We start from the raw sequence: 11,351 nt of genomic DNA on the forward strand, positions 1-11,351 counted from the left end.
ATCCGCCGAGGGGAACCGTTAAACGATGTCCATTTCACTTAAAAATATCTCGAAATTATACGGCGAGCAGTCGGTGGTCGAGGATGTCACCCTGGAGATCTTCCCCGGAGAGCTCTTCGTTTTGCTCGGAGCGAGCGGCAGCGGCAAGACGACGATCCTCCGGATGATCGCCGGGCTCGTCACCCCCGATCAGGGGGAGATCCTGCTGCAAGGGAAGGTGGTGAACGATCTGACCCCCCAGGAGAGAAACGTCGGCTTCGTCTTCCAGAACTACTCCCTCTTCCGTCACATGACGGTCGCCGAGAACATCGGATTCGGACTTCAGCTCCGGCGGGTTCCCCGCGAGGAGCGGGATAAGAAGATCCATCATCTTCTGGAGCTGATCGGGCTTCCCGGCTTCGGCCATCGTTATCCCTCTCAGCTCTCCGGCGGCCAGCAGCAGCGGGTCGCGGTGGCGCGGGCGCTTGCTTATGAGCCGAGTGTGCTTTTGCTCGACGAGCCGTTCGGCGCGCTCGACCTGAAGACCCGCATACAACTCCGGCAAAGCCTCAAGCAGATCCATCGGCAACTCGGGGTGACCACGGTGATGGTGACCCACGATCAGGCCGACGCGTTCGAGCTGGGAGACCGGATCGGGATTATGGATCGGGGAAAGCTCCTCGCCACCGGCGCTCCGGCCGATATTTACAAGCGGCCCAAGTCGGAGTATGTGGCGCAATTCCTCGGCTCGGCGAACTTCTTCACGGGGTTGATGCAGGAGCGGCACATTCAGATCGGCTCGGCTTTCCTCCCTCTTCCGGAGGGGACCGCGGCACCGGAAAAAGGAGAGCGGGTGCAGGTGTTGATCCGGCCGGAGCAGATCGAAATTGCACCGAGCCGGGAGGCGCTTCACGGCACCTTTATCGGGGAGGGGGAGATTCGGGATTTCCTCTTTGTCGGGGGATTCCACCGGATGACGGTGCAGGTCTCCGGAGTCGTCCGCTCCCTCACCGCCGGCTTCGGCGACACCGATCCGACGGTTCTTTCGGTGCAGATGGGATTGGCGCAGACGAGCTTCCCGATCGGATCGGGACAGAAGGTCGTCGTCGGGGTGACCTCTTTCCATATCCTTCCGTATCAGGGGCTGCATATTCTGGTGGGGATCGACGGGTCGGAGCATGGGGAGCATGCGCTTCACTTTGCCTCTTATTTGGCGCAGAAGACCCAGGGACGGCTGACGATTCTGGGGGTGGCCGAGCGTTATCTGGAAGAGGCCAAGGCGCGCGAGGGACTGACTCAGGCAAGCCAGGCGGCCCAGCAGGAGCTTCAGGAGGTGGAGACGGCGTATCGGCGGGGACATCCCGCGGAGGAAATCCTCAACGAGACGGAGCAGAACCGGTACGACCTGGTCGTCCTTGGCACCCGCGGCCGCCACGCCCCGGGCCGCTTTCTCGGATCGACCGCCGCGCGGGTGTCGGTGAACGCGCCGGTGCCGACGCTGCTGACGCCGACCCCCTTCCAGGATTTTAAGAAGATTCTCGTCTGTGTCTCAAGCGAGAAGGTCCGTAAATCGGATATTCGTTTCGTCGGGCGAATCGCCCGGAGCACCGGCGCCAGCGTGACCCTTTTCCACGTGACGCCGGAGGGGGAAGAGAACGGCGGGGCTTTCTACCTTCAGGGGGTTCTTCGGATTTTGGAGAGCCTCGGTCTCCGGGTGGAAACAAAGGTCGGGGAGGGGGAGATCGTCGGCTCGATCTTGAAAGAGGCCTATGAGGGAAGCTACGATCTGTTGGTCCTCGGCACCCGGATCGGGAATCTCCGCGAGGCCTTCCTGACCAACAGCGTCACCAGCCAGGTCCTCTCCCAGGTCGACCGCCCCGTATTGATTCTGCATATCCGTCCGCCGAGTTAAGCCGTATTTACGGCGAAGGGCGCACCGACCTATCTGTGCGCCCTTCTTTGATGAAAAGATTTTGTCGCTGGGAGGGGGTTAGAATCGCCGCCCGCCGCCGCCTCCCGGTCTTCCGCCGCGGTCTCTGCCCCCTCCACCGCCGCCTCTCTCTTCGCGGGGACGGGCCTCATTCACATTGACCGCTCTTCCCTTCAACTCTTTTCCGTTCATTCCGCTGATGGCCGCCTGCGCTTCCGATCCCGACGACATCTCCACGAACCCAAACCCCCTCGACTCTCCCGAGAATTTGTCCTTTATGACCGTGGCAGAATCTACTTTCCCGAAGGCCTCAAACGCCTTCTGCAAGTCCGCATCATTAACGTCTCGAGACAAATTGCCGACAAAAATTTTCATTCGACGCTCCTCTCTTCTGGTTGTGTGATAAGAAAATGGGGTTTGGGTATTTTTCCTTTAAAGATTAAGAGGGGTTCCTGCTCCTTGTGAAGTGAACAGGTCGGCGAGATTCCCTCGCTAAAGGCAGGGTGTCGACGGATAAGGACGGAAAGGTACGGGGGGGGAACCATCGGATTTGACCCAGGGATTTATCCTTGAAGCGTAAGGCAGAGTCGGGCAGAAGTCAAGATAATTGTGCTCTGGTCTTTTTCTATCGAGATCAGGTTCGAACGGAGTCTATCAAGCGATATCATACGGTAGGCTGACAATAAACGTGGAGCCGATCCCCGGTGTGCCGGCGACCGGATTTGAGGGGGCGCCGTGTTTTTGCGGCGCCCCCTCAAAGGGATATCCGGCAGGACGAAAGCAACGGTTTACACGCCAATGCCGGCGATGACGGTGGAGGAGCGAGCGGAAACCGGGGAACCCGAGAGGCTGACTTTTGCATAAACTTCATCTTGCCGAGGAAAATAGACCGGCGTGTTGATGTCCGCCTCGGCTATTTTGACCTTTCCCGGGTCCTCGTCGAGTTTTTCGTTGCTGATGGAACGGGTCTCCGTGAAGGTTTGCGGTCCCGCCGCCATGACGGTGAATTGCTTGTACGGTTTCTTGGGGAGCAGAAAGCCCCATTGAAAGGGATAGAGCAGGTCGTCGCCGACCGGATCCCCGGCCGGGAGCTTATCGCCCGATTTGTCCTCCCCGAAAATTCCGATCTCCATCCGAAAACTCTTCCCCACCTCGCTCGCTTCAAAGGTCATCGTTCCGGTGACCGTCACGTTGGCGGTGCTCGCGGTGGACCCGGCCGAGAGCGACATTACAATGTTGGATACCGAAGCCATTTTTTCCCCTCCTATTCACATTCCATGTGGACGTTTGATATTTCCCCTGTGATGATCATCACAGCGCCTCTCTGACGCCGTGCTCCCTCTACCTGAGCAATCGGCGTGCCGATGCACGATTCCTCGTGGGTGTCGACGAAAACGCCGGCCATTTTCAGGAAACCGGTGGAGAAGATTTGATCGGGTATGGCGCGGTAAGGGGAAATGCTTCTTTCAGGATACAGAGCGTATCCAAAGTTCATCAGCATAAGTCGTGACCGGATTCGAATTTTGCCCACGGGCGCGTTCACGTTTAACAAAAAATTAATCCGAATTTAATGCGGGAACGACTTGGGAGTGGTAATCATAAACGTGGCGAAAATTCCGCCCTCTTGCGGATGGAGAAAATCAGAAACCTAAATGTAGGGAGAAAAGGATGTACGGGATTGTTTTAGAGTATGGACTTCCGGTGATGATCGGTCTGGTCTTTGTCAGCTTTCTCTGGGCGTGGGTCCTGACCGCGGTGAAACCGCCTCAGAAATCGGAAGACGAACGGATCACGGGGCGGGTCAATCCGGACTGGAGGTTTCTTGATGCAGGCCCCGAGGGGGTGAGAAGAAATATTTTCGAGAGGATTGAGCGACCGCGTGTTTTGAAAAGACACGTGTGAGAATCCTACGAATGACCGATCCGGATAGTATTTTATATCGCAAAGCGTTCGCGGTAGGTTTTAAACCCGGTCGGTCTTGTTCAGATAGCTTCTGACCTTCGCCAGAAGATTGGACGGGTCGATCGGTTTGATGAGGATCTCTTCTGCGCCGGCTTCGACGGCTTGTTGCCGAGAGGCGGGATCGGCAAATTTGGCGCTGATCATCAGAATGGGAATGAGGCGATAAGCGGGGTTTTGTTTAAGCGCGCGGCAGACCCTCAATCCATCGACGCCGGGCATCATGAGGTCGAGGAGGATCAGATCCGGATGTGCCCACCCGACCTTTCTCAGCGCTTCATCGCCATCGTTCGCGAAAGTGACCTCATAGCCTTCTCCACTCAGAGATCGAGCAAAGAGCTGACGCGCATCTTCGTTATCGTCGACGATGAGTATCCGCTTCGGCATGCGCGGGTCTCCCTGGGTGAGGCTCGCGTTATCTAAAAGATGTCTGCTCGAAATAAGTGTGACTTGGGTTGCAAGTCACAATCCAAGCTTTTTACTCAGGCTCATCTCTACTCTTTTTTTAAAATGTAATCAATCCCCTCATTTCCCTACAGACGACCTAATCGGTATTCCAACCGTCCTAAATACGATGATTCCCCTGAGAGAGAAGCGACTTTAGCGCCACCCTTTCGCCAGCGCGAGCGTCTTCTCCCATCCGCGATAAAGCGCCTCCCGCTCGGCTTTCCCCATGCGGGGAGAGAACGTTTCCTTCAGGGGAGAGAATTGAAAGACCCTTCGGTCGGCGGCGCCGATCGCTTCGCCCGCCAGGAAGGCGGCGCCGCGGACCGTCGATTCGGGATCGTGCGTCGCCGTGATCGGCTTGCCGAAGAAGTCCGATTGGATCTGGAGGAGGCTTTTGATTTGCGAGCCCCCTCCGCTCGCGATGATTTTCCGGACCGGGATCGGCTCCTTCGTTTGAAGGGCGTGAAGGATATCGGTCATCAAGAAGGCGATCCCTTCCACCGCGCCCCGGACGAGATCTTCCTTGCGGGACGCGCCGGTCAGCCCTACGATGCTTGTCGGAACCCGATTGTCCCAATGGGGCGCGCCGAGGCCGATCAGCGCGGGGAGGAAGAAGATCCGCTCTTTCGATCGGGCGCAGGCGGCGTCGACCGCCGCTTCCGATCCGATCAGCCCAAGATCGCGCAGCCAGGCGAAGAGGGGGCCGATGCCGTTGACCGTTCCCTCCACCAGGTAAGTCGTCTCATTTTCGTTCGACCAGGCGATGCTGGTGAGAAGCCCCGGAACGGCGCACCGCTTCGGGCCGGTGTTGACGAGGAAAAAGCCGCCGGTCCCGTAGTTCACATTTGCAATCCCTTCCCGGAGTCCCCCCAGGCCGGCGAGCGACGCCTGCTGGTCGCCGATGCTGCAAGTGATCGGAAGATGAACCCGGTCGATCACCGCCTCGCCGAAGGCCGACTGCGTCGGAGCGACCGCGGGGAGGATCGCCCTGGGAATGCCGAAGTGGTCGAGCAGGCCGTCGTCCCAATCGCCCCGGTCGAGGCTGTAGAGGAGCATCCGGGCGGCGTTGGTCGGATCGGTTTGATGGACTTTCCCTTCGGTGAGATGCCAGATCAAAAAAGCATTCACCGTCCCGCAGAGGAGATCCCCGATCGATCGTTTTTCTCTTTTGAATCGATCGAGGAGCCAGGCAAGTTTGGCGGCGGAGTAGTAGGGGGTGAGGGGGAGGCCGGTTTTCGCGGCGAAGTCGGGACCTTCCCAGCGGGAGAGGAGGTCGCCGGCCCGCCGGTCTTGCCAGCTGATCGCCGGGGAGATCGCCTTGCCGCTTTTCCGGTCCCAGCAGATGAAGGTGGAGCGCTGGTTGGCGATGCCGAGGGCGATCGGCGCCCTTTCCAATCGCTTCGCCTCCCGAAGGACCTTCCGGAGAACGGCCCGAACACCGCTCAACATCTCCTCCGGATCATGCTCCACCCATCCCGGTTTGGGAGTGTCGGTTCGAAGCGGGGCTTCGGCGCGGGCGAGCGGCTTGCCTTTTAGATCAAAGAGGACCGCCCGGGAGCGGCTGCTCCCCTGGTCCAACGCCGCAATGGCCCAGCGAGAGGAAGAGGGCATTCGTTAACGCGTCCCGGAGGCGGTGAGTAGGTGAAAGCGCGCCTTGTAGGCCCAAAGGCGATCTTGCCTCTTCTTGAACGAGGGGGAGAGCTTGAAGATTTCGATCGCCTTCCGGAAACTCTCGGCGGCCCCGGCCCGATTGCCGACCTGAAGCTGGAATTGCCCGAATTTGTAGTAGCCCTCCGGGCTCGAGGAGTGGATCGAGAAAAAACGGTCAAAGAAAGTCTGCGCCTCCTGGACCCGCCCCCTCTTTCCATAGTGTTCCGCGAGGCGGAGCGCCGGTTCGCCGTACCGGAACTTGGGATTTTTCTCCAGCGCCTTGAGGATCAACGCCTCCCCGTCGACCTCGCGGCCGGTCACAAGAAAGGCGAGGCCGAGGTAGTAGATCGTCTCCTCGGTGTCGGAGAGCCGCTCGTAAGCGCGCTCCAGATAGGGGAGCGCTTGATGCTCCTTGCCGCGCATCACCAGAAGACGCCCCAGGTCGCTCAGGGCGGCGGCGTTATGCGGATTCAGCGCCACCTCTTTCTTTAATCCGGAGATCTCCGACTCCAGCCGAAAGATCTGAACCCCCCGGCGGAGAAACCCGGTGAACTGGTAGTCGAAGGCCAAGTAGATGCCGAGGATGACGAGGATCGCGAGGAGGGGGCTTCCGGTGAAAAGCATGACGATGTAAAAAATAAGAAACCGTGACAGCATTGATTCTCCTAAGGGGTCAATATTCTATCCTATTCAATAAACATCGGTTTGTCAAAAGGGCGGAGATCCTGATTGGATCCGGTTTTGTCGGGGGGCGAGGCACGCCCTGCCCCTACGATAGACTGACTACATCGGAAAGTGGATCATTGATCTGATCTGTCATTTGGAGTACGATGATGAGGGGATTTAACGCGAGACGGGACGAAGATGAGATATATTGTTTTTTGTGATGATTCCTTTTTTTATCAGGTATTAAAGAGCCACCGCGAGGCCGGGAGCGCCTGGCTTTTCGTCGTGCAAGAGCCCGAGCTTGCCGACTGGCTTCAGAAGAAAAAGGTTCCGGTGATCCAGGGTCCCTTCTCCGCTCAAGCGACCTATCAACGGGCGAAGATCGGCCGCGAGGACCGCGTGATCATTGCGCTCTCCAAGACCAAGCTATTCAGCCCGATTTTGAGGCTCCTTTCGAAAGAAAAGGTCCGGCCTTCGCTGCTGCTCTCCCGGAACAAGGAGGCGGTCGATCTCGGCTCTCCCGATCTGAAGGTGGTCTCCTGCACCGATCTTCTCTCCTCTCCGCTTTTCTGGGAGCTTCGGGCGATCTCGCTTCGCGAGAAGACCCGGGAGATCCACCGGATCTTGGGAGAAGCGGAGCGGGTCTTGATCCTTGTCCAGGATGATCCCGATCCCGACGCCATCGCGTCGGCCCTGGCGCTCCGGACCCTGCTGGGCCGGAACAAGCTGACCGCGCCGATCGCCTCGTTCGGGGTGGTCGATCGTCCCGAAAACATGGCGATGCTCAAGCATCTTGAGATCGAAGTCGACCGGATCGACGCCAAGCGTCTCTCCGGCTATGACCGGATCTGCTTCGTCGACACCCAGCCGAGCCGTTTCCCGGTCAAGTTTCCGCGGATCGACGTGGTGATCGACCATCATCCGGAGGAGAAGGGATACCATGCGGCCTATCGGGAGATCCGGTCGAACCAGGGGGCGACCTCGACCGTGATGACCGAGTATCTGCGCGCCGAAGATGTCAAAATCAGCCATCGGCTCGCCACGGCCCTCCTCTATGGAATCGGAACCGACACCGCCTTCTTGGAGCGGGGGACCCATCCCGGCGATGTGGAGGCGTTCTCCTTTCTTTATCCGCTGGCAAACCATGGCCTCATCCGGCAGATCGAGCGTCCGGAGTTCCCGCAAGAGGAGGCCGGTTTCGTTCAGAAGGCGATCCGCCGGTGGCGGATCGAACATCGCCTTTTGGTGTCGCACTTGGGACAGGTTCCCCGCCAGGATATCGTCCCGCGGTTGGCCGACTTCTTCACCCAAGTGGAGGGAATCGACTGGTCGGTTCTCTCCGGGATCGTGGGGGGAAATCTGATCGTCTCCGCGAGAAACATGGGGAAGAGCGGAAACGCGGGGAGCCTCATGAAAGAGGCGTTCGGTTCCTACGGGCGAGCCGGCGGGCATCGGTTTATGGCCAAGGCGGTGATGCCGTTGAAGGGCTTCCGGGAAGTGTTCGGACGGGCGGACGAGCGGTTCGTTCGGGACCTGATCTTCGATCGATTGGCCGATCTTCTCCAGCGAGAGGCGGTGGCGGTATGAAAAAGGGTTATTCCGCGGCAGAGAAGCCGGGCTTCGATATGAACGATGTTTTCCTCTCGGCCGCCTCGGACGTGGCGGCCGGCGTCGGGGCGCAGGCGATCCTGCTTTATGCCGACCTGTTGACCGATTATACGCCGCTGAAGATCCTTTCCAAGGAATTGAACCTGATTTTGGTGGCCCGCGGGGAGCGCGCCTATCAGCGGGCGCAGCGTTATTTTGAAAAGGTGGTCCGGGTGCCCCAGATCGAATTGACACGGATGGGGCAGATGAAGCTGGGGGTGATGATGGGTCTTTCCGCCGGGCTGGTCCGGGTGGGGGATCGAATCGTTTGTCTCTCCGGAATCGGCCGCTTCGGCTTTCTCGACAGCATCGTGGTCCTCGATATCGGGAGGGAGTTCGAGATCTTGACCTCGGCCGACCTGACCGATCTTTCCAGAGAAATCCGATACGATGTCTTCGAGGCGATCCTCAGCCTGGCGGTGGAGCTGGCCTATCAGGGCCGGGCCGGGAAAATGGTTGGAGCCCTCTTTGTCCTGGGGGACCATGAGCGGGTCTTGCAGCTCTCGCGGCAGATGATCATCAACCCCTTCCACGGCTATCCCGAAGAGGAGCGGAATCTCATCGATCCGATGCTGAAGGAGACCCTCAAGGAGTTCTCGGCGATCGACGGCGCGTTTGTGATCCGGGAAGACGGGGTGATTCTCTCCGCCGGGCGGCATCTCGACGCCTCCTTCGAAGGGAAGGATCTCCTGCAAGGTCTCGGCAGCCGGCACTTGGCGGCGGCCGGCATCACAGCGGTGACGCAGGCGCTGGCGGTGGTGGTTTCCGAATCGACCGGCACGGTCCGCATTTTCAAAGGGGGAGAAATTATCCTCGAACTGGAAAAGGCGGTGCACCGAGACCGGGGAGCGTCGTCCTAATAACGTTATTCGTTAAACGTGAATTGTTAAACGTAAAGGCAATCCCATTTCAAGAAATAAGAGAACGCTCAGGAATAACAAATGACGTCTCGCAAACAACGATTAACTATTAACGCTTAACGAATAACGGAAAAAGTGGAAGCAAGACGAGAGGGACGTTGGGGGTGGCTGGCGATCCTGGCGCTTGGGATCGGGATTATCTATTTAGCCGGCAGCATTCTTATCCCGTTTCTGATCGCCTTTCTTCTGGCTTATGCCTTCGATCCGGTCGTTCTCTTCATGGAGCGCAGGCGGATTCGCCGTCCTTTCGCGATCTGGTTCGTCATTCTCATCATCGCCGCCGCCCTTGTTCTCTTTTTGCTGGTGGTGATCCCGATTATCCAGGAAGAGATCACCCGCGCCCTGGAGCAGCTTCCCCGCTATCTTGAACATGTTCGGACCGCTTTCCTTCCCTATCTGGAGGAGCGGTTCGGCATTCATATTCCGAAGACGTATGAGGAGATCACGGAGACTGTCCTTCCCCGTTTGAGAGAGGAGGCGCCGAACATTTTCCGGCCGGTGACGGCCGTCCTTCTCTCCTTCTTCTCGAACACGGCGTATCTCCTCGCCGCCATCGCAAACCTGATCGTCATCCCGTTTGCTTTTTATTATTTCCTGAAAGATTTCGAGACGCTGAAGGCGACGGTCTGGGGGTATGTTCCTCCGAGGCATCGGCCCGAAGTCTCCCGGTGGCTTCATGAGCTCGACCGGTCGCTGGCAGGATTCATCCGGGGGCAGCTCCTCGTGATTCTCTTCCTTGCGGTCTTATACGGAATCGGTCTGACCCTCATCGGCGTCGACCTGGCTTTCGTTCTCGGGATCATCGCCGCCTTCGGCGAAATCGTCCCTTATGTCGGCTTCATCGTCGGGCTCTCCCTCTCCATCCTGGTGAGCCTGCTCCAATTTCAGGATTTTCTCCACCCGCTTTATGTCATTTTTCTCTTTGCGGCGGTGCAATCGGTTCAGGGATTGGTCGTCGCCCCGCTCGTCATGGGGCAGCAGGTGGGGCTTCATCCGCTGGTCGTGATTGCGGCGGTCTACATCGGAGGGGATCTTTTCGGTTTCGTCGGGATTCTCCTGGCGGTTCCCGGCGCGGCGGTCGTCGTGGTCCTCTTCAAAGCCTTGGCCGATCACTATAGGCGCTCTCCGCTCTTCAGAGCGTAGAGCGTTAATTCGGAATATATTCCGCCAATCCCCAGACCCGCTCTTCGGTGGTCCCCGTTTTGAGCACCCCTTCGATCGACATGAGGTAGTATCCCCCCCAGATCCAATTTTTGGAGGCATTTCCACGCGACCAGATGAACAAGGTGCCGACGGAGGGGGCATCGATCTTCCACCGCTGCGGCACGGTGTAGAAGGCGAAGGAGGGATGGGTGCTGTCGAGGAGGGAGAGAGGGATCGGCGGTTTGAAAAAGTAGGTTGATTCGGGGCCCGATCGGACCAGCCCCCCCTCCGGGAGGAAGGTTTCCGACAGGCCGTATTTGTTGAGAAACTCCTGCGGGTTCGATTTATTCCGGTGCAAGTAGATTTCGCGCCCCTTCTCGGTGATGAGATAGAAGGAAAGGTACTCTTTGAAGAGTCCCTTGTAGCGTTTTAAACCGTTGAAGCCTTGCCAGATGACCGTCTCGTGAACCAGTTCTCCCCAATGCTCCTGCCCGCGAATATTGAGAACCGCCTCGGCCACGCCGAGCTGTTTTTGCAGGGTCTTCCCCGCATCTGGGGTGTAGAGGGGCTGGGTCGGCCCGCTGGAGAGATTGAGGGTGAAATCCCCCCCGTCGTAGCGAAGCTTGAATCCGGAAACGGCCGATCCGTCCGCCTTCGCGAAATAAGAGGGCTGAATGATTTCCAGGTTCCCCGGTTTATAGAAATATTTATCGTTTCCCTCCAGAAACCACCATCCGGTCTGGGTGAACACCGCGCCGAAGAACTCCCCATAGTACTTCTCTCCCTCTTTCCCTCGGCTGAAATTAAGGATGACCAATGTCAGATCATCGACCTCTTTACTCCGGAAAACAAAGCGATCGGAGTAGTAGAGGGTCTCCGGCTCGCCGAAGGAGAGGGGGGGGAGCAGCAGGGTAAAACTGATGAGGGTCAATAGGGTGATGAGCTTGCGTTTCATTTTTTGATGTTGCCATGGTGGAAGGAGCAAGTCAACTGATTTGCCGTTCTCCGGA

11 protein-coding genes are annotated in these 11,351 nt (G+C 58.3%); 5 read left to right on the forward strand and 6 right to left on the reverse strand.

From position 1 onward, the window contains the following. The first annotated feature begins 25 nt into the window (after window positions 1-25). Window positions 26-1,891: a universal stress protein gene (locus tag MNODULE_RS06190; protein ID WP_168058574.1), complete on the forward strand. Its 1,866-nt coding sequence runs from the start codon at window positions 26-28 to the stop codon at window positions 1,889-1,891. A gap of 78 nt (window positions 1,892-1,969) precedes the next feature. Here MNODULE_RS06190 and MNODULE_RS06195 read toward each other — a convergent pair whose 3' ends face one another. After that, window positions 1,970-2,284, reverse strand: coding sequence for an RNA recognition motif domain-containing protein (locus tag MNODULE_RS06195; protein ID WP_168058575.1), 315 nt, complete (start codon window positions 2,282-2,284; stop codon window positions 1,970-1,972). 413 nt (window positions 2,285-2,697) lie between these two features. Beyond that, window positions 2,698-3,162 (reverse strand): hypothetical protein, encoded by a 465-nt coding sequence (locus MNODULE_RS06200; protein ID WP_168058576.1) that lies wholly within the window; start codon window positions 3,160-3,162, stop codon window positions 2,698-2,700. A 415-nt stretch (window positions 3,163-3,577) separates the two neighbouring features. On the opposite strand from MNODULE_RS06200, the gene MNODULE_RS06205 reads away from it, so the two are divergent. Next, on the forward strand, window positions 3,578-3,811 hold the full coding sequence (locus MNODULE_RS06205) for a hypothetical protein (protein ID WP_168058577.1): 234 nt from the start codon (window positions 3,578-3,580) through the stop codon (window positions 3,809-3,811). A gap of 60 nt (window positions 3,812-3,871) precedes the next feature. On the opposite strand, the gene MNODULE_RS06210 is transcribed toward MNODULE_RS06205, so the two are convergent. The 3 genes from MNODULE_RS06210 to MNODULE_RS06220 form a co-directional block, all read right to left on the reverse strand. Next, window positions 3,872-4,255: a response regulator gene (locus MNODULE_RS06210; protein WP_168058578.1), complete on the reverse strand. Its 384-nt coding sequence runs from the start codon at window positions 4,253-4,255 to the stop codon at window positions 3,872-3,874. Between the two features lie 213 nt (window positions 4,256-4,468). After that, window positions 4,469-5,926 (reverse strand): FGGY family carbohydrate kinase, encoded by a 1,458-nt coding sequence (locus MNODULE_RS06215; RefSeq protein ID WP_168058579.1) that lies wholly within the window; start codon window positions 5,924-5,926, stop codon window positions 4,469-4,471. Window positions 5,927-5,929: 3 nt separating this feature from the next. Continuing rightward, window positions 5,930-6,622, reverse strand: a complete 693-nt coding sequence (locus tag MNODULE_RS06220) for a tetratricopeptide repeat protein (RefSeq protein ID WP_168058580.1) — start codon at window positions 6,620-6,622, stop codon at window positions 5,930-5,932. Window positions 6,623-6,829: 207 nt separating this feature from the next. Here MNODULE_RS06220 and MNODULE_RS06225 point away from each other — a divergent pair, with 207 nt between their 5' ends. From MNODULE_RS06225 to MNODULE_RS06235, 3 genes are all read left to right on the forward strand, one after another. Continuing rightward, window positions 6,830-8,218, forward strand: a complete 1,389-nt coding sequence (locus MNODULE_RS06225) for a DHH family phosphoesterase (protein WP_168058581.1) — start codon at window positions 6,830-6,832, stop codon at window positions 8,216-8,218. Continuing rightward, window positions 8,215-9,138: a DNA integrity scanning protein DisA nucleotide-binding domain protein gene (locus tag MNODULE_RS06230; RefSeq protein ID WP_168058582.1), complete on the forward strand. Its 924-nt coding sequence runs from the start codon at window positions 8,215-8,217 to the stop codon at window positions 9,136-9,138. The genes MNODULE_RS06225 and MNODULE_RS06230 overlap by 4 nt, the downstream gene beginning before the upstream one ends. A 135-nt stretch (window positions 9,139-9,273) precedes the next feature. Further along, entirely contained in the window at window positions 9,274-10,341 is a 1,068-nt protein-coding gene (locus MNODULE_RS06235) for an AI-2E family transporter (protein WP_168058583.1), read from the forward strand. A 4-nt stretch (window positions 10,342-10,345) separates the two neighbouring features. Here MNODULE_RS06235 and MNODULE_RS06240 read toward each other — a convergent pair whose 3' ends face one another. Then, a complete protein-coding gene (locus MNODULE_RS06240) occupies window positions 10,346-11,296 on the reverse strand; it encodes a hypothetical protein (RefSeq protein ID WP_168058584.1) in 951 nt (316 codons plus the stop codon). Between the last annotated feature and the right edge of the window lie 55 nt (window positions 11,297-11,351).

The sequence above is a fragment of the Candidatus Manganitrophus noduliformans genome (genome assembly GCF_012184425.1).
Classification (GTDB): domain Bacteria; phylum Nitrospirota; class Nitrospiria; order SBBL01; family Manganitrophaceae; genus Manganitrophus; species Manganitrophus noduliformans.